This is a genomic window from Halorussus marinus (assembly GCF_004765795.1).
GTDB classification, from domain to species: Archaea; Halobacteriota; Halobacteria; order Halobacteriales; family Haladaptataceae; genus Halorussus; species Halorussus marinus.
In genome coordinates this window covers 205384-223710 of record NZ_SBIV01000006.1, presented here as the reverse complement: position 1 = coordinate 223710, position 18327 = coordinate 205384, and the positions used below count along the sequence as shown (strand labels likewise).

The following is an 18327-nucleotide window of genomic DNA, read 5'->3' as shown; positions in this document are numbered from 1 at the left end:
CATCGTTGATGGGGCAATATCCAGTTCGTCCTCCACTTCACGGTAGGTGATCCAGTCCCAACCATACGGATTGCTTCGAGAGCAGTGATGAGTGACTGGCCGCACGCCATTACGGCCGGGAGTGGGTCACGGCCCCACCACGGACCGGAACCCGTTCACTCTCTCTCTCTCTCTCTCTCTTTCTCTCTTTCCGGGAACGCCGCCCCTACGGGCGGCAGTTTGTCGACGCGCTCCTACTGCCTTCAAAGGTAGCATATTCAGTTGCTTAGTGGGTCGATAGGTTCAGCGTACACTACATACCACGACGGCCAGTCTTGGATTTATGAGACTGACGTACCTCGACACATCAAACTGGCATGCTTTCTCCGTCGTACTCAACAGGGTAGCTGCGGTACAGTGTCTGTTACGCACAGACTCGATTGTTCTTTTGTGTTCGTAAATACCGAGACAGGTAGGTTCGTCCGGGTAGATCGACATACGTACTCAGGTACGTACGTGATCACGTACATCATCACGTACGCGCGTCCTTACGTACGTGCGTGTGTCAGCCATGGATGTCGGACTAACGGATGGACGGGCACGTCATCGACCATATTAGTGAGAAATGGGGCCAGAGTAAGCTTGTTGACGGGCCGGCCTCGTGTTATATTATCTACGGGCACGGGCCCTTCGTCTCCACATAGAAGTGGATCCTGGCCTGAGTCGTCGTCCTATTCGAGCGGTTCTAACAGTTTCTCCCCGGCTTCGACCTTCGCTCGTTCGATCGTCCACAAGTCGTTGTCGAACGGGATTTCGTAGTTTTGATGTGAACGCTTCAAGATGGACTGTACCGCGGACTGGGGAATTTCGAAATAATCCGCTGTCGTGCTCTTCGCACGTCCTTTCTTGACTTCCCTGATGAAGTTCTGGGCGCGGTTGTATTCTGCTGGGTCCTGGTACATAAACCCGTCTTCGACGTCGTACCCGAACGGTGGGCGGCCAACGCGCTTCCCATCTCGCATCGCCTTATCCACACCCTGCTGCACGCGGTCCTGAATCATCTTGCGTTCAGCGTCTGCCAGCACTATCAGCATGTTCAACAACATATCAGCCATCCAGTCGTCTTCGTTAGTCGTGTCGATGGGTTGCTGTGTGAGGTTGAGCCCGATGTCTTTCTGCCGGAGCTCTTCCACAAAAGATGCGAGCTCGCTGAACGATCGGCCGAGCCGGTCGATCTCAGTTGCGGTGATGACGTCGTAGTCATCGATGGACTCGCGCATGTCGTTGTATTGGTCACGGGAGAGTGACGCCCCGGACTCGATGTCCACGAACCAGTCGATCGTGTCTTCGTCGTATTCGTTGAGGATTGATTCGCGTTGGCGTTCGGCGTCTTGGTCAGCTGTGCTGACTCGGACGTAGGCTGCAGTGTTCTGGGAGGGTGTTTCGGCCATACCCAATCTAACCGGTGTGCTCTTATCAAAGAGGGCACTTTCCTTGCCGGTATGGAATAGATTAGTTTTCCTTGTCTCAGGGAGGGGGTGTGTCCGGAACTCCGAAAGGGGTAACACGAATCCGGACCGCGGTCATATTACGTGTTACGCGCCTCACTGCAGGCGCACGTAGTCTCCCTGCCATCCCACTTTACCGTCAGTTTCCATGTGGGGGAGGATCGAGTGTAGTGTGAGCTTGTTGATGGGGAGGTTATCAACGATATCGCCAGTCGTCGCTCTCCCGTCAGTATTCTCCAGATACAACAACACCGGTGCCTCAGTCTTCGTCATCGTCCTGCAGTTCATCCTCAATCGTCTCCCGCCCGCATCGGAGCTCGCCTATCGATTCGCCTACACTGCGAGCGAGCCGTGGGATTCGATCTGCACCGAAGAGTAATATTCCGAGAATCAACACTCCTCCTATTTCAATTCTCCCGGGGATTCCCCCAATGAACCCTGGTTGCATACTCTCATAGCGTGTCATAGAAAGCTTCGCACGCAGTTCCTGTCCCAGTCTTGTTAGGACTCGCGTGCAAGATACAGGGCGCGTATCGGTCAGTACCGAGGACAAGTTAATCGGTTAATTCAGAAGCCATATTTAACTAAGTTGGCTTTTACATAATATACAATGACTGTTGGAATTGGTGCCGCATACAACGGCGATGATCCAGCTGTAGTATTAATAGCAGACCGAATGGTAACGACAGGGGCGGTTGAGCACGAACATTCTGACGGCAAACTTGAGATGGTGTCCGCTGGAAACCCCGCTGTGGCAGCTGTCGCTGCAGGAACGCTCTCATACGCAGACGAACTTTACTATCGAGTAGGGAATCGAATCATTGAGGAATCGCCTGATACAGTTCAAGCAGTTGGTGAACTCTTCGTTGACGAGATTCACGCGATTGTTCGTGACGAGGCGAACAATAAGATTCTGGCAGACTACGACCTGACCCTAAATCAATTAACGAATCAAGGTGTTCCACTGAGCGACGATATGGTCACTGAATTTATGTCACAGATCAGTGATCTTAAGCAGGACATTCAGGGAGGAACAAATATGCTCATCGCAGGCGTCGATGACGATCATGGCGCTCAGATACTCGAACTTCGAGACGGGAGTCTTACCCGACACCGTTCACTCGGATTTCAGTGTATTGGTTCGGGTGCCGGCTCTGCGAGTCTGACGTTCATGCGGAATGGATACGATCCCGAAAATCTTGAGGATGCACTAATGCTGGCAGCTGATGCAAAGAATCAGGCCGGTGAAGCGCAGGGTGTAGGCGACAAAATGGACATTGCGGTAGTTGGCGATAAGGTTAGTTTCCTTGACACCGACCGTATCAAAACCATCCAAAATGTAATCGAAGACGTTCGTGAGGCAGAACGTACCGCTCGGGAAAATACTATCAACGATGCCGACATAGATCCACTTAGGTGAAAGATATGGTTTCCCCAAACTGGCCGTCCGAGGACGACCCAGACTACACGCCGCAATTCCAAGAGAGTTCGTCGAATTCAGAGATTAGCGACTCAAGCCATAAGGAGTTAGAAGCGCTGCGAGAGGAACTTGAGGAAATTGTCGGCGGCGAGTAGAGGTTTTCACTTCCACAGTCTGTGTTGCCAGTTAATTCATTTGATTAGCGGAGAAACGAGTGCTGACATCTGCTGAATAGATTCTCTATATCTTGCACTGCCTTCTGTAATCATACTCAGTCCAACATATCGCCCCATCCGTTTGCACCGCATCGAGTCGGCTGTGGCTATTTCTATGACACGCTATACTCTCAGGTAGGGGGATTACACAGATAAGAGAGGTAACACCGTTCGCGCGGATACCAAATGAAAACCGGCGTACGTGGCGGTAAAAACGTATGCGAGTGGAAGCACACCCATCGTCCCCCCGGTACGTAGACGCGTCCGCCATTGAGTGTCTGTGTTCGTAGTCGTGTACACCGCAGTGTACGTGCTCGTGTACGTACTTACGTCCGTCTCCGTGTACGGTCGGGTGTGCGTCTGTTTGCCCGTCCGAATGTATGGACCGCCGTACCTCCGGCGGTCCGAATGAGCCCCGGCCCACCACGACCGGGAATCTCACTCTCTCTCTCTCTCTCTCTCTCTCTCTCTCTTGCCGGGAACACGCCGCCCGGAAGCGCCCGGGCGGCATTCAGTCTACGTGTTATACCCACTTCATTGATCGGAATCTTACCCGCTGCCCGGTCGCTCGATCGGTCGCGCGCACACTATACACCAACACTCTCCTTTAGCGCGCCACGCGGGAGTGTCGCATCGACACCGTCAGAGAGTTCTTCGATTGACAACACCGGGCGGGTCGCGGTCAGGATCAGTGTTACCCCCAGAACACTGTGAAACAGCACTGAAGAAAGTGTGATTATCCCGAAAACACCGACATCAAGCCGCGTAACACCTAAATCCTGGATCAATGTAACAGGACGGGGCGGATCTGGACTGTGAAGTCTCTTGCAACGACTGGAATTGCATTGATTCGGAGTGTCACGGGGGTCAAACACGTCCCTGAACGCCCTTGCAATAACATAACACCCTCTGCAGTAGTGTTATGCAGAAAGTGTGCATCTGCGGAAAACACGCGGTACAACCCTCCGTAACACCCGAATCAGCAATCAATGTAAATGAACCCGGCGCGAAAAACAGTGCCTCGGGTCAGTACACCTGACCGGCCGGAACCGTCACTGCACTCGAACGGAACCACGGCGTCGTCACATCCCAGTTCGATCGGTCGTAGTCCTCGAAGGTTGACAAGCGCGACTGACCCGGGTGCCGAGCGGCATCCTCACGACCGTCGTCTTCACCGTGCATGCCCTTCCGAGCATTGACAACCGTCCAATCCGGCTCATGCTGTGACCGAACAGTCTGCCGGTCCGCGGTGTCACCCGTCAGCGTCGATTGCACCCGCCGGGACGGAATCGACGTGTCGTCAGCGAGGACACGCGAACTCCCTGTCTTCGCCGGGGCATCGAGAACCTGCTGTCCCTGTGCACGCGCACCAACGACTTCGTCGTCGTCCGCGCGGGCGATCACATGCAGCCACAGCGTCTCCGTCGTCAACCACCGTCTGCCGCCCGGCGCGCGTCGGATGAGCCCGTCTTCTTTCCAGTTGTACTTCACCTTATGCGAGATTGCGCATTCACCCCACTGCCACGCGATTCCTGGCGGGACGAGATACTGCGTTACCTCGCTCCAGTGCGAGCTGATGAGCGCAGCCTCTGACCGCGTCAAGTCTCTCGCGCGGTTCGACTGCCACGTCGCCGTCGTCGTCGTTGAATCAGTTGTTGACAATCTCGTTCACCCCGTGTACTCCATTTCCTCGAACAGCCCAATCGCTAACGCATAGTTCGCCTTCGACAACCGCCCGTCTTCGTTGTAGTCCACGCCCTGAACCTCCAACACACCCCGGAGCGCCTGGGTTGGCGGGTTCTCACCCTCCAATGCAGCGCTGGCGTGCTTGTCCCGCGCCGCCAAGCATACTCGAAACGCATCGATCGGGTCGCCCATCACGTCAGACGCATTTCCACACTGCCGGATGTCTTCGATGACTGCAATGAGTTGCAGGGCACCGCCACCGTCGTCGTGAGCCCAGCACTTCCACCCGTCATCGGCGTCCACGCCGAAGTTCGTAGACTCCGAATCCGGGGTGCTGGTGCCACCGTGGGTTGGGTGCGGGCCCTGCCCGTTCCGACCATGCCTGCTGAACGGGCCCGTGTCAGCGATAACCTCCGGATTGAGCCCGTAGTACGCCGACTTCGACCCGCCACCGGTGTTACCGTGGTCCACGTCCGTCCGTTCGTCAAACGCCTGTTGAGCCTGCTCACCGTCAGTGATCGTGTCTTCTTCATCCAACAGTTCGTCGGCAAGCGCGTCGATCGTCTCCTGCCGCTCCGTAACAGTGTGACGGGGAGTAGCATCGATATGCATCCACGTCGTCCCCATCACACGACCGTTCGCGGGGTACCCGTAGATCTCGATGTGACCGACTTCCCCGCCCGGGAGCGACTGACTCAGGTCTTTCAGGACCTTCTTCCCATCAACCCGCGCCGGCATTTCACCGAGCGCAAAGCAGTGAACGCCCGACAACGACGTGCTTAGTTCAGCGTAGCAATCAAGCCGCTGAATGATGCCCCACACTTCCCGTGTCATCACCGCCGTCCCGTCGCCCTGCAGTTCGACGACGTCGTCGAAGTCGAAGAACATCAACCCCGGCTCCGGGCTGAAGTCCGCGTGCGGAACAATCGCCATCGGGTACAGTTCACGGGGTTCCTCCGGAACCTCGTTCCCGTGTTCGTCTTCCACGGTTCCCCACCGCCAACTGTCAGCGACGTGTCCGTTTATATTCCCGTCAAGGGCGTCCATCACGTTCTCGAACGTCCCTCCGGCGCGGTTATCCCAGGCCACATTCGGTCGCCCCCACTGTACTTTCCCAGCGTAGCCGCCGTTGTGCGGGGCGCGCGGCTGCTTCTCCGCCATGTCCCACACGAACCAGTTCCGGGCGTCTTGCCCGAACTCTACCAGTTCGTACGGCACCGCTCGCGGCGCATCGTGCACTGACTCAGGGACATCCAGTGTGACGTACTCTTTGCCCACCTCAACGACTTCAACCGCGCTCTCCGCGCGTTCCAGTTCGCGGAACATTTCACGCATCGGCACCACCCCCGTCCGAACGGGCAGCTTCAACGCGCGCCTTCAGGTCCGATACGTTCACGTCTCCACTGACTGCCCGGGACACGCGTCCTGCAACTGACACCGCGCCCTCACCGTCGTACTGAGCCGCGTACAGCTCCACGGGGTCAACCGGCTCGTCAGTGCTCCCGACCGTGTCAGTGCCGGAGTCCGTGCCGGTATCATCCGTGGTGGCGCGTTCGGCAGCTGCCGCTGCCACGGGCGCGATGTCTCGCGGGAGGTGCGGCTGCATCCACGAGAAACCTCCGCGCATGATGTGCAACCGTTCGCTCGACCGTGTGAGACCGACATACCACGTCCGGGCTTCATTCTCCCGTGTCTCCCGTGACCGTTCCATCTCGGTGGCGATCGTGGATGTGATCCCATCGTAAATCACGACGTCCGTCGCTTCACTGCCTTTGCTGGCGTGAATGGTGAGCACACGGACGTTCTTCAACGCATCCGCCGGCACGGGGTCGTCGTACCTGACGGCGGCGTTCTGCAGTGCTTTCAGGTCTTCATCCTCGAATTCACCGGCCTTCGTGAGCCGTTTCACCGATGCCGACCCGTCCGTGTACTTCCGCCAGAACGCCGGGGTGACAAGGCCATCAAGGTCGTCTGCAGTCACTGTTCGGTCCGTGTCGTCGTCACGGAGCGACTCAATCCTCTGGTCAACCTCGTCCGACGTCAAGTCAAGCGTCCCGCCGTGCGCGTGCTGAAGGATCGCTGCCGTCCCGTCAGTCGTGAGCCGGAGCTCTGCAGCTGCATCACCGTACTTCTGCAGACCGTACTGGCTACTGTCCTGCCCGTACGACCCGGGCACGACAGCCAGCTTCAGGACCGCGTTCAGCGTGTTGAGACGGTGTTCTGTCCATCCGCCGACGTCGTCCACGTCCTGTGTCTCGTGCACGATACCGTCGCGGTCGAGGGCGGCGCTGACGCCCTGCGCTTGTTTCTGCGTCCTCGCCAGCAACAGCATGTCACTGTCGGTACCGGCGATGTACTCGTCTACTAACGCGCCCGGTGACCCGGGCTGATTCGCCGACGGGGCGGTCCACCCAGCACCCTGTGCGTACTGGAACTCCGGCGACTCGTACTCGTGAATCTCTCCACGTCCGTGACGGTCGATTGGAGGGGTTTCGAACTCCTTCTGCAGCATCCGCGTCGCCGCCTGCCAGTGTTCTTCCGGCACCCGCCACGACTTATCGAGGAGCACCTCCGGCAGGTGGTCCATCCGATCCGTGAAGAACCGGGGGTCCGCGCCAGCGTAGGCGTTAACAACCTGCAACGGGTCGCCTGCCACGATTGCCGTGTTGGCCGCGTCAACCCACCGTTCAGCGACTCGTGCGAGCGCTGGGTACGCGTCGTGGTACTCGTCCACGACAACTACCTCACTCGGTGGCAGCGGACCGTCAACGGCGGCATCGAGGAGCTCTGAGAACTCAACTAAGTCCTGACTGTCTTTGAACTCCTCCCACCGGTCATGCAGTGTGCCGACGTCCACCCCGGGCCACTCCTCGCGGAGGTCTTCGTACGCCGGGATATCGAACAGGTCACTTTCGTCGTGAACGTCTAACAGGTTGTTCGCAGCGTACTCGAACACGTCGAACAGTAACTGTCCGCGCGTTGTCTCCCACGGCTGCGGGGCCCAGTACTGAACGTTGAGCACCTCGCGGCAGAAGCACGACTGTTCGAATGCCGTGACTGCAGGCCCGAGTCCGCGGCCGCTGTTCTGCTTGTAGTCGGCTTTATCACGGGACAGCAGCCCGGTAACGCGGTTTGCGACTGCGTGCGCTGTCGTCCACATCTCCGGGTCAGTGTCGTCATCGAGGATTCCCCACGACTGGAGCCGTTCTGTGATTTCTCCGGCGAGTGACCGACGGTACGTCACGATTGTAATATCGCCGGGATCGACATCGTGGGTCTCGATGAGCACTGCGAGCCGCAGGCACACCTGCGTGGTCTTCCCCACGCCAGGCGGGCCGTTGAGGCGGACACTGTCAGTGACCGGGTGCGTCTCCGCGCCTTTGATGCGGGCGTCCTTGAGTTCGTCTGGTAGTCCTTCGCGGACAGCTGCTGGGGGCTTCGCGTCCTCGTAGTCCGTCGCTGCATCGTAGTTGGTTGCTTCCCGGGGCATCACGCATCACCCCCCGTGTCGGGGCCGTAAGAGCCGATTTTCCCGGGTTCACTGTCACCGTCATCGTCGCTACCCCCGTCAGACCCCGTGTTGGACTGGCTGGTGGTGTCGTTTACAACTTCACTACCACCGTCAGTGTCACCGGTGTTGCTGGTGGTCGTGTCTGCAACTGACCCGCCGTCACTGCTGTCATCATCGTCGTTGCCACCGGACGCGTTCGCATCACCGGCACTGTCGTCATCGTTGTCGTCGTCACCGGGAGCATCGGGCATCCGGTCGATGGGGTCATCGGCTTCTTCCTTGTAGTCACCAACCTCGTCGAAATGGTCTCCATCGAGGTACCAGAACGTCTGCCAGTTCCCGTGCACCGTCGTTGACTGCGACACTGTCTTCCCAGCGGTCGATGGTCCTGACAGGCCACGCGCTGCAATCTCCGACTGCAGCGCACGGTCAGTGATCTCGTGCGTGTTCGTGATCGATGCAATCGCTTCGCGGGGCACCACTACCTCATCGTGCCCTGGCGGTTCTGTATCGACGTACACGCCACCGTTCTCAACCGTGTCCTGCCGGTTCCCGTACGCGGTCGTGTTGGACACGTAGTCTTCTAAGCTCTGCAGTGCTGCTGTCCGCGGCCCGTGTTCGCGTTCGACGTCTTCACCGATCTGCTCGATGATGCTCCCCATCAGGTTATCCCAGGCATCACGATCGTCGTCGTCATCGTCACGCCGATCCGGATACTCACCTTCCCGCGAACTCGTGTACGCCTTCCACAGCTTCCGCCGATCGAACAGCACTGACTGCGTGACGGTGAGGTTCGGGCCGGCATCGAATTCCAATACGTACTCGGTCTCTTCCGTGCTTGACCGGTCCGTGTTCACCTTCTTCGTCACAGCAACTAGGTGGTTGCTGATGATCTGACTGAACCAGACGTCTTCACCGTCTGCGAGCTTTTGCTTCTTTTCCAACTCGTCAATCTTGTCCAACCAGTGTTTCCGCACGTTCTTCCGCGCAACACCGTTCTTCGAATCTGACAGCTGGTTCAGGTAGGCTTTCGCCATCGCGTGGATACTGCCGGTGTTGTCGTCACTGGCTTCGACTTCTAACTCGGCGAAGTCCTCTGCAGCATCGAGACACAACTTCATCGCGGTCCCTGCGTTGTCCGCGTCTTTCACGTCGTTCAGGTACGTCTCGAATGCTGCGTTGAGCCGGGCGGTTGGTGTGTCCGTGTCCGGCATGCTGATGTCGTCCGGCTGACTCTCCGTTGCCACTACTCTTCACCCCCGTTTACTGGGTCACGGAGCTGGAGACGGTCATCGTTACTGTGGTGTTCTTCGACGTCACGACCACCGTCAGCAACCAATTCCTCACGGTCTGATCCGACGTCAGTTTCGGCTTCGATGCAACCACTCTTATTACCTTGTGAGTCGTATGTCATTCTGGGTACCTCCTCTTGAGAGGTCACTCACCCGGGAGGCGTTCTACGCCTCCTGGTGTACTTTCCATCATCCGAGAGATGGATGTGAGATCTGTGTAGTGGCGACGTTGATCGCCCCGAGTGAGCTTATCATCATGTATGAATGGGGGACTAATAAACGCTCGCGCTAACGTTCAAGTGGGTATAGGATTCGGGGGTTTCGAGCCTTCTAACCGATGACTACCCGCAACGTGATTGTAGTCATCGAAACCTATAACAATGAGTTTTCGAGGGCACCCCCGCGCCACCTCGCAGTTCTCAAAATTCCATAACACGCCACCCTCGGGCGATCAGAGGATCGAGGTGGCTTCTGACGCTGGCTGTAGGGGTGAGGTGGACTGCATCAATTGCTGGCAACGACTTACAACCCTCTGTCACGCTTAAACCTCGTAGAGTGCCGATACCCCCGGGGGTCACTGGATGAGACAGTAATCGTTAACAGATTGTCAGTGAGCCCGTTGTTCCTCCGCGCGCGATTATGTTGTGGGTCATTTTGCTGAGCCACTCTCCCCAAATCATCAAATATCTGACCACCAATTCACATCAACTCCACTATAACAATTGGTCCTAAATTATCTGATAGTTTGGGCGCGCTCTCCCAGCGAAATGACCCCCAATATAGTAGGGAAGAAGTTGGAGGTATCGATGGGGAGGGCGCGGCGGCTGCCGCGCTCGTTGTGGACGGGTGAGCGTCAGCGTCTGGATCGATGGTCACGTTGCTCCTGCTGTCGCGTGCGCGTGTTGGCGGGGTGTGCTGGCTCGATGAGGGGCGTGACGTGTCCTGACCGCGGCAGCTGGAGCGGCGTGTGAGCGGTCTCTGTGTGGAAGCGTGAGCCCGGTGGTGGATGGGCTCGAAGAGAGAGAGAGTGTGTGACCCGCGTGGCAGCGGTGGTGCGCTGCCTCGGATGGTCTCTGGGTTGTCGTTATAGGTTTCTTCGTTTTGACTGAGCACTAGCGGCGTGTGAGCGTTGACAGGTTCGCGCGTGTCGATCGTGACTGTCGCGCGTCGTCGTCGCCTGGCACCCCAGGGTGTGCGTGACACTGTGACTGACCGCGGGTCGTGACACTTTCCTCGAAGCCCAGCGGCGCGTGAGTGTGATTGGCGGGGGAACCTCCTTCAGAAACAGATTAGAGTCGGTTACGGATCTGCTGGAACGTCAGCACTCTATCGAGCCCTGGTGCATCGAACGTATCGAGTTCGTCGTTGAACTCCCCAATCTTCACCCGCCCAGTCTCAATCCCCTTGAGTGTCTCCCGGTCGATGTGAACCGGGATCGACTCGCCAGCAGTCAACGCCCGTAACACGTTAACTGCGACTTCGTGGTTACGAACGACCCACACGGACTCCCCATCAGCATCCGCCAGGACACGATAATCGTGACGGAGGCTCGAATAGTCGTTAATTCCGGGGCTCGCATCGTCAGGCACCCCAGGATCCGAACTGACGCGTCCGCCTTCCACCTCAACCGTAGCGATACGATTGAAGTCAGTATCCACGACGACTAAGTCAGTCCGGTTCCCGCCCTCGCGTGGTGAGACTTCGACCCGGGTGACGTCGTCGCGCGCTGCGTAGTACTGCCGTGTGAGCGCAACACCGACTCGATGCGGGGTGTCATCACCGGGATCGCCGATGTCGAACCCGTGTTTCTTCGTCATCCTACATGCTCTCTGTCCTTCCGATGTGACGGTGTAATAGCGTCTTCGTGCGACTCCTGTATGGAGTTTCAGATACCCCAGCTCTTGGAGTTTGTCGTCGTCAATGTCGTACAGTGTTTTGATTGTGGATGACATCGACTCTGTGAGGTTGTATCCGGCCAACTCGCCGTTCATCGCTTTCACGACAGCCTTCAGGAATGCGGCTTCATCGCTCGTGATCCCGTATGTCTCTAAGTGCCGATCGGTGAACCCGCCAGTATCAACTCGGGTGAGCGGGGCAGGCGCGTTGTTACTGGATTGTCGTCTCGGGTCGTGCGGGTCACGTGGATCTGGAGGGTGCTCGCGCATATGTTATTTTCTGGTTCTGGTATAATGTCTCCTTGCCGTGGGGTTCTTCGTGTGGTTTTCAGAGGGGGTTACACTCACCCTGACCGCGGTCACTGTCTCGAAGCCCAGTGGCGCATGAGCGCCCGCCACCCCAGTGGGCGAACGTCTCAAACTCTTGGGGGGTAAATCCTCCACACCCTCTACATCAACACACATATCCGGGTGTGAGAGGCGATATTACACCCTGGCCAAACCCCATCCGCAGCCTCAGATTTCTTTGTAGCATCTATAAACACCTTAGCTACCGCGCGGTGTTTTCAAACCTCAATAGTTTGAGATGGCTGCTCTGAATGGGTTTCGCGCATGGTTTTCGCACCCCATTGTTTCGTTTTCGCGTAGGGTTTCCGCCACGGGTTCGCCTATTCCGCGTATGGTTTTCGCACAGGTGCGGAAACCCCCTGTGAAAACTTATGGTCGTGACGGGACTACCTTGACATGTAATGACAGAGGCAGAGTTAGACGACGAGGATCAGTTACAGTTGACTGACATCGACTCGCTCGGTGACAGTGACACTGACGGTGACAGCGAGGTTGACAAGTGCTGCGTAATCGTTCACCAACCAACCCGGAAGGAACTCGCACAGTCGGTACGGTCGTGCTTAGCGCACGCCAACCAGATTGTGGACACGGGAGACATCGACTCTGCAACGCGCGCTGACTACGGACACCAAATTGCGAGCGGGAAGATCGAACTCCCCGACCGCGCGTTCCCCATCGACGTTGGTGGAATTGCGATGGGGATCGATCCCGAACGGCGGCACGTCGTGAATGGTGTGAGCGTGAGCGAGAAGACTGACGACATTCGTCACGTCGTCGTTGACAGTATCGAAACGCTCGGTAAGGGTCATGAAGAGATTCGTGACCGCGTTGAAACGCTGATCAACTCTGGTGTGACACTCCACCTGAACGATGTCGCTGCAGAGATCGATAGTGATTCCGCGGACGCGGTGCTGGGGGTGCTGGAATCGCTCGATAAGAGTGGTCCGGAGTTGCAGCGTGAGGCTGCGATTCGTGACGTTCGAAGGTGGTGTGATGGGCTCGATCGTGACCGCGGGCGGGCTCCGCTCGGCTTCACCTACGACGACTCGGGGAAAGTCGTTCCTGGGGATGACTACGATGAGGTGCGAGCTGTACTATCGATGGTTCATGATGACCACCCGGATTCGTTATCGAAGCGAAAAGGTGCGGAGCGATTGGGTGTCGCTCCGCGGACTGTTGGTCGGGCGTTGGATAATCTGGATCGGTACGTGCTCGAAGAGGACACTGGGAAGTGAGCGCGGTTTGGGGTGCCTGCCCTCTCACCCGCGGGTTACAGCCAGTCGATGCGTTCTCTCCGCTGCCGCATTTTCGACCGCGAATCACGGTGATCGTATCTCTCCTCAATAATGTCCGTACCGACGTTCATCCGGTCGCTGACGACGTCTGCAGCGACATCTGACGATAAGTAGTCAGTAATCGCTCCGTGTCGAATCGAGTGCGGAGCAGTGCTAGACGGGCATTTGCTCGCAGCCATGTTATCCATTGCTTCGCACTCGTCCGTGTCGCGGTCATGCGGACAGTCACCGCCGTTAAACGTACACGGCCGGGTGACTCGGTACACGTTGAGTCGGATCGTGTTCTTCGTGATTCTACCGTGTTTCGTTGTTAAAAGCGGGTCTCTGCGGTGGTCGTCCTGTACGTCGTGACGGTGGTGTTCGATGTGGTCATCGATGATCCTGCAGGTCCGCGTGCTGATTGCGACTGCCCGCTCCCCTTTTCGCTTGTTCTTCAGTGGGGTGTCGGTGTCTGGGTTGTGTCGGAGTTCGATGTATTCGTCTCGCGGGTGGTAGTGTTGCAGGTCGATTGCTCGTGCTGCGCCCATCCGCATCCCGGTCTCCCAGAGGATCCGGAAGATGACGTGTTGTAGGGACGCGTACTGGTACTTATCGAGGTACTTCAGGATCTGCTCGGCCTTCTGTCGGGGGACCGTGTCGGTGCCTTGCGCGCCCGGGTCAGCTAAACTGGGGGAGTTGACCGTTTCATCGAGGCCGTCGATACACGCGTTGATGCTGACAGCGAATCTGAGGAAGACACGGAGTGTGTCCAGGTTAGATTTAAGCGTGACATCGCTCACCTTCTGTTTCCGGAATATTTTGAAGCGTTGAACATCGCGGCCGGTGATGTCGTTCAAGTTGTCAATCTCTTCTTGGTCGCACCATTCCACGAAGCGTTGTAGTCTGTATCCGTGTGACTGCAGGGTCGCGTCTGAGAGTTCGCGTTCACGGTCTTGTTTGTACAGATCCACTGCGTCGCGTGGTGTGAGGGGTTCAAGCCTGTTGTCGGGAGAGTTTCGTGCCATTGTTCTGGGGCACGGGCGAGTTTGCGGGCCGGGATTGGATTGAGCGCACCCTGCCGGTGAAGTCCGGGGTGAGGTCCGTCGGCCTTGGACGGTGGAAGCCCGCCCGGAACGGCCCGGAGGGCCGCATGCCCGGCAGGACCCGCGAAATCGTTTGGAACGCTCGATCCGTAACCGCGTTCTCGTGAGCGAAGCGAACGAGAGTACGCGAGACGAGCGTAGCGAGTCTCGCTCGATTCGAATTCGCGCCGGCCCACTTCTTCCCGCATTTCGCGACGACGAGCGACGGCTCCGCGTCAGTAGCGCCGGTCGGATCCCCGACAACTCGAACGTTCGAAGCCTTTTCCCGCGTCCGCGTCGAGTGGTTCCGTGATGGATAGGAAGACGCGCAGTACGGTCGTTCTCGCGATCGGCGTCGCGCTCCTGATCGGGACCCTCGCGGTCAGCGGGCTCACCACCCCCGATCGGAGCGTCGCGGCCGACGAGGACCGCCGGACGCTCGTCGGCGTACAGGGCGGGGGCGCGGGGTGGCACGACTACGGGGGCGTCACGCTCTTCGAGCGGAGCGAGGTCGTCTGGCACGAGGGGAGCGCCGACAGCTACTTCGACGTGACGATGCTCGACAACGGGAGCGTGATGGCGGGGTTCATGCACGGGGGGTACGACGACTGTGGCCCCTACGAGTCGCCGTGCACGCACACCGGGTTCCGGATCATCGACCCCGAACCGACCCCCGAGGTCGTCTCCGAGTACTCGTTCCCGGTCCGGACCCCGACGAACAGCGAGGTCCACGACGTCGAGCGCGTCGGCGACGGCGAGTATCTCGTCACCGACATGGAGCACGAGCGGATCGCGATCGTCTCGGGCAACCAGACCGTCTGGGAGTGGCGCGGGTCGTCGTTCTACGACGCGCCCGACGATCCCACCCGGACCGACTGGCTCCACATCAACGACGTCGACGTGATCGACGAGGGGCGCTATCTGGTGTCACTGCGCAACGCCAATCAGGTCCTCGTCGTCGAGCGCGGCGAGGGCGTCGTCGAGGTCATCAACGAGGACGACGGCGGCGACGACGCCACCTGCACACAGCGCGGCCAGCTGAGCGACGCGGACGGCGATGGCGACGTGCAGTGTGGCGACCCCGGCCTGCTGAACCACCAGCACAACCCCCAGTGGCTCGGCGAGGGCGCGGTCCTCGTCGCCGACAGCGACAACAACCGCGTGGTCGAGTTGCACCGCGAGGAGTCGACCGGCGAGTGGACGGTCGCCTGGGAGCTGGACTCGGCCGGCGGGATCCCGTTCGACTGGCCCCGAGACGCCGACCGGCTGGCGAACGGCAACACCCTCGTGACCGACACGCTCAACAAGCGACTTCTGGAGGTCACGCCCAACGGGACCGTCGTCTGGAGCGCGACCACCGAACACATCCCCTACGAGGCCGAGCGACTCCCCGAGGGCGAGCGCCCGACCGGCGAGCGGTACAACGCCGCGGCGGGCGCCGGCGCCGATAGGCTCCCCGTCCTCGACCCCGCGGTGAGTCTGGCGCGGGGTGCGGCGCCGTGGCTCCCCTACTGGTTCGCCGGGGCGGAACTGGGACTGACGCTCGTCGCGCTCGGGTTCGTCGGCGGCGGCGTCTACCTCCGGCGGACGGCGTAACCGAACGACCGACTTCCCGCGGTCGTGGCGGCTGGGCCGTCACAGCCCGGGAACGTGAGGCCGGACCGCCCAGCCGACCTTCCGGCCCGCGCCGGCCAGATAGTGGCGGGCGCTCCGGTGGATCGGCTGGCGCCGCCCGCGGATCTCGGCCTCGCCCTCGCGGATGGCCTCGACCACCCGATCGCCGTCGAGGTCTGCCTTCGAGGCCGCGTCGTCGACCGCCAGTTCGGTGTACGCCCGGCCGATGTACCCCGCCGAGTGGGCGTCGCTTGCCGCGACGCCGGGGTAGTCGTGTTCGCGGGCGAACCGCTTTGCCCGACGGTTGCGATAGCCGGTGAACACCCACGAGTTGAACACCTCGATGGCGTCACAGTCCCGGAGATGTCGCTTGGGGACGCCGTGGCGGGTCCGCTGGAACGGATGGGGGACGACCGCGACCCCGCCGAGGTCCCGGACGGTCTCGACGGTCTCGTCGAGCGGTCGGCCCGGGGCCGGGCGCTCCTCGACGCCGATCGCGAGGAGGTGGCCCGCGGCCGTCGAGACCTCGACGCCCGGGATCCCGAGCAGACCGTAGTCGGGCGCGATCTCGGCCGCCCTGAGCGACGCGCCGATCTCGTCGTGGTCGGTGATCACGATCCCGTCGAGACCCACGTCCGCGGCCTGCTCCAAGAGGAGTTCGACCGGCTCGTGTCCGTCGTAGGAGGCCTGCGAGTGGACGTGCGGGTCGATGGCGACCGAGACCGGCTCGGCCGGGGCGGTCGTAACCTGGGCGGACATGCCTCGGGCCTTCGACCCCGGTCACTAAAACCTCCCGGACCCTCGCGTCGCCCGAACGTGACGGCGAGCCGACCCGAACGCCGGGGTTTCGCGCGACTCGGTCGGCGCCCCGACCTGTCGCCGCGAGAACTACTGACATACGTTGTCAGTTGACAATCAGTCGTTGCGTTCGTGAACGCCGTTTGATTCGGCGGGAACACCGATTGATCCGGGTTGAGTCGGCTTGAGCGCCGACCGGTTTGAAGCGCGCGGCGCCCGACGCCCCGACCGGGGGAGAGAGATGCCCGACGACACGACGACCGACGCGAGCGACCGGGGTATCGCCCGACGAACGATGCTGAGCGGGGCGGCCGCGGGCGTCGCCGGCGCGGCGTTCGCCGGGAGCGCGAGCGCGACGCCGAACGTCGTCACGTTCCGCTCGACCAGCGAGGAAGTGTTTCGATACCGGATCCGCGTGAGCGGCGAGATCCGGCGCGGCGGCCCCTACGAGAGCGACAGCGGCGACGAGTTCCTCGACGCCCGGACCGTCGAGGGCGCGGCCAGCGAGGGCCGGGCCGACAGCTTCCGGTTCTCCGGGGAGATACGCGAACTCGACCTCACCGGCCCGGGGAAAGTGTTCGTGAACGGCGATCTGATCCGGGACAACACGGGACGGCTCCCCAACCGCGTCGAGATCAGATCCACCGGTCGGGACGCGGACTACGAGTTCCGCGTGAGCGGTCGCGTGCAGAAAGGCGACCACGCCGACCGGGGCGACACCGTCGACGGCAACGTGGTCCGGGGAGCCGTGGCCGGCGGCGGCCGCGACGACTACCGGTACTCGGGCGCGATCGCGTTCGACGCGACCGACGACCCGGTGACCGTGACCCTCGAACTGAATCGGGGCTGAATCGGCACGAAGACATAACACGATCTCCGGCGTGACACCGATATGGACTGGTCCAGACGGGAGGTACTGAAGGCCGCGGCCGCCACCGCGGTCACGGGCGGGTGGCTGACAGCGAGGGGCACGGGGAGTGGGGTCGCGACGGCGTCTTCGGACGGACGAGAGCCCGTGGCGAACGCGGTCCGACAGCGAGTCGACGCGTCGCTCCCGCCGGGCGCGGTCCTCTTCGACCTCGACGACGACGGCGAGTACGGCGCGACCGTCGAGCGAGCCGCCGAACCGGTGGCCGACGACGCCCACCCCCGGCCGGTACGGATCACCTCCGACGGTCGCGAGACGGTCGACTACGCGGCTTCGGTCCTCCGACCCGACGGCGCCCCCGCGCTCGGCGACCTCGACGCCCTCTCGTACGACTACTACGCGGGGCCGGACGACGGCGGCGTCCCCGACGAGACGTTCCTCGTCGTCGAGACCGATTCGGGCCGCCACGGGATGTATCTCACCTACCACGACGGCGACGCCGGCGGGGAGTGGCGCACCCACGACGTGCTGGCGCGGGCGACCGGCGACACCGGCGGGACGAGCGGGTGGTTCGAGTACACGTCGGTCGATGGCGACGCCGACGGCCGGACGTTCGACGACGCCGTCGAGCGGTTCGGCCCCGACGCGCGCATCGTCCGGTTCGGGGTCGGCCGCGGCGACGGCGTCGATCCGGTGGCGCTCGACGCATCGTACGGCGCGGCGGTCGTGGGCGACCGGACTTACCGGTTCCCGGCGGCGGTGGCCCAGCGACGGGCCGGCGAGAACCCCTCCTGAGACCTCGGCGCCGAGACCGAAGGGAAATCATCTTAGGGCGCG

The 18327-nt window shown here is 60.5% G+C and carries 15 protein-coding genes; 5 read left to right on the top strand and 10 right to left on the bottom strand.

The annotated features are described in order from the left end of the window. Window positions 1-710: 710 nt before the first annotated feature. The 3 genes from EPY72_RS13485 to EPY72_RS13480 all read right to left on the bottom strand — a co-directional run bounded on the left by EPY72_RS13485 (window position 711) and on the right by EPY72_RS13480 (window position 1935). Window positions 711-1430 carry a recombinase family protein gene (locus EPY72_RS13485; protein ID WP_135806752.1) on the bottom strand — a complete coding sequence of 240 codons (720 nt, stop codon included), beginning with the start codon at window positions 1428-1430 and terminating at the stop codon, window positions 711-713. A 153-nt stretch (window positions 1431-1583) separates the two neighbouring features. Next, on the bottom strand, window positions 1584-1760 hold the full coding sequence (locus EPY72_RS19485) for a hypothetical protein (protein WP_168216042.1): 177 nt from the start codon (window positions 1758-1760) through the stop codon (window positions 1584-1586). After that, window positions 1747-1935, bottom strand: coding sequence for a Sec-independent protein translocase subunit TatA/TatB (locus EPY72_RS13480; protein ID WP_135806751.1), 189 nt, complete (start codon window positions 1933-1935; stop codon window positions 1747-1749). The genes EPY72_RS19485 and EPY72_RS13480 overlap by 14 nt, the downstream gene beginning before the upstream one ends. 162 nt (window positions 1936-2097) lie before the next feature. Here EPY72_RS13480 and EPY72_RS13475 point away from each other — a divergent pair, with 162 nt between their 5' ends. Then, entirely contained in the window at window positions 2098-2907 is an 810-nt protein-coding gene (locus EPY72_RS13475) for an Ntn hydrolase family protein (protein WP_135806750.1), read from the top strand. 1241 nt (window positions 2908-4148) lie between these two features. Here EPY72_RS13475 and EPY72_RS13470 read toward each other — a convergent pair. From EPY72_RS13470 to EPY72_RS13450, 5 genes are all read right to left on the bottom strand, one after another. Further along, entirely contained in the window at window positions 4149-4784 is a 636-nt protein-coding gene (locus EPY72_RS13470) for a hypothetical protein (RefSeq protein ID WP_135806749.1), read from the bottom strand. Between the two features lie 6 nt (window positions 4785-4790). Then, window positions 4791-6143 (bottom strand): hypothetical protein, encoded by a 1353-nt coding sequence (locus EPY72_RS13465; RefSeq protein ID WP_135806748.1) that lies wholly within the window; start codon window positions 6141-6143, stop codon window positions 4791-4793. Then, the gene (locus EPY72_RS13460) at window positions 6136-8298 is read right to left on the bottom strand and encodes a UvrD-helicase domain-containing protein (RefSeq protein WP_135806747.1); all 2163 of its coding nucleotides are present in this window, start codon (window positions 8296-8298) and stop codon (window positions 6136-6138) included. The genes EPY72_RS13465 and EPY72_RS13460 overlap by 8 nt, the downstream gene beginning before the upstream one ends. Continuing rightward, window positions 8298-9566 (bottom strand): hypothetical protein, encoded by a 1269-nt coding sequence (locus tag EPY72_RS13455; protein ID WP_135806746.1) that lies wholly within the window; start codon window positions 9564-9566, stop codon window positions 8298-8300. Before EPY72_RS13455 ends, EPY72_RS13460 begins: the two co-directional genes overlap by 1 nt. Window positions 9567-10900: 1334 nt before the next feature. After that, window positions 10901-11776, bottom strand: a complete 876-nt coding sequence (locus EPY72_RS13450) for a hypothetical protein (RefSeq protein ID WP_135806745.1) — start codon at window positions 11774-11776, stop codon at window positions 10901-10903. A 479-nt stretch (window positions 11777-12255) separates the two neighbouring features. Between EPY72_RS13450 and EPY72_RS13445 the strand changes: the two genes are divergently transcribed. Continuing rightward, entirely contained in the window at window positions 12256-13089 is an 834-nt protein-coding gene (locus EPY72_RS13445) for a hypothetical protein (RefSeq protein WP_135806744.1), read from the top strand. Between the two features lie 35 nt (window positions 13090-13124). On the opposite strand, the gene EPY72_RS13440 is transcribed toward EPY72_RS13445, so the two are convergent. Further along, the gene (locus tag EPY72_RS13440) at window positions 13125-14153 is read right to left on the bottom strand and encodes a tyrosine-type recombinase/integrase (protein WP_135806743.1); all 1029 of its coding nucleotides are present in this window, start codon (window positions 14151-14153) and stop codon (window positions 13125-13127) included. Window positions 14154-14522: 369 nt separating this feature from the next. Here EPY72_RS13440 and EPY72_RS13435 point away from each other — a divergent pair, with 369 nt between their 5' ends. Then, window positions 14523-15806, top strand: a complete 1284-nt coding sequence (locus EPY72_RS13435; RefSeq protein WP_135806742.1) for an arylsulfotransferase family protein — start codon at window positions 14523-14525, stop codon at window positions 15804-15806. A gap of 39 nt (window positions 15807-15845) precedes the next feature. Here the strand turns inward: EPY72_RS13435 and EPY72_RS13430 are convergent, their stop codons facing one another. Then, window positions 15846-16583, bottom strand: coding sequence for a CehA/McbA family metallohydrolase (locus tag EPY72_RS13430; RefSeq protein WP_135806741.1), 738 nt, complete (start codon window positions 16581-16583; stop codon window positions 15846-15848). Window positions 16584-16863: 280 nt separating this feature from the next. Between EPY72_RS13430 and EPY72_RS13425 the strand changes: the two genes are divergently transcribed. Both EPY72_RS13425 and EPY72_RS13420 read left to right on the top strand, forming a co-directional pair. Then, window positions 16864-17472, top strand: coding sequence for a hypothetical protein (locus tag EPY72_RS13425; RefSeq protein ID WP_135806740.1), 609 nt, complete (start codon window positions 16864-16866; stop codon window positions 17470-17472). A gap of 42 nt (window positions 17473-17514) precedes the next feature. Then, the gene (locus EPY72_RS13420) at window positions 17515-18285 is read left to right on the top strand and encodes a hypothetical protein (protein ID WP_135806739.1); all 771 of its coding nucleotides are present in this window, start codon (window positions 17515-17517) and stop codon (window positions 18283-18285) included. Window positions 18286-18327 lie beyond the last annotated feature (42 nt).